We start from the raw sequence: 284 nt of genomic DNA, 5'->3' as shown, positions 1-284 counted from the left end.
ATCCGGGCAGTCTGGTGTCCGGGCAGGTGGAGTACTGGCGTGGGGCGTTGGACGGGGTCCCGGAGGAGCTCGTCCTGCCCACCGACCTGGCGCGACCCGCGACACCCACCCACCGCGGTCACACAGTGGCGCTGGAGATCCCCGCAGGGCTGCACGAGGGCCTGCTGTCGGTGGCCCGGGAGCAGGGGGCGACCCTGTTCATGGTGCTGCAGGCGGCGTTGGCGGTCACCCTGAACCGGATCGGTGCGGGCACGGACATCCCGATCGGTGCGGCGATCGCCGGG

Annotated in this window: 1 protein-coding gene; it reads left to right on the top strand. The window is 72.5% G+C overall.

Going from position 1 to position 284, the window contains the following annotated elements:
- Nucleotides 1–26: 26 nt before the first annotated feature.
- Nucleotides 27–284, top strand: a 258-nt coding sequence (locus VR45_RS41675) for a condensation domain-containing protein (RefSeq protein WP_199926115.1), incomplete at its 3' end; no start/stop codon positions are given.

Source organism: Streptomyces sp. NRRL S-495 (assembly GCF_000966955.1).
GTDB classification, from domain to species: Bacteria; Actinomycetota; Actinomycetes; order Streptomycetales; family Streptomycetaceae; genus Kitasatospora; species Kitasatospora purpeofusca.
Note: the sequence above shows the minus strand (reverse complement) of the source record. Positions and strands in the feature narration are given on the sequence as shown.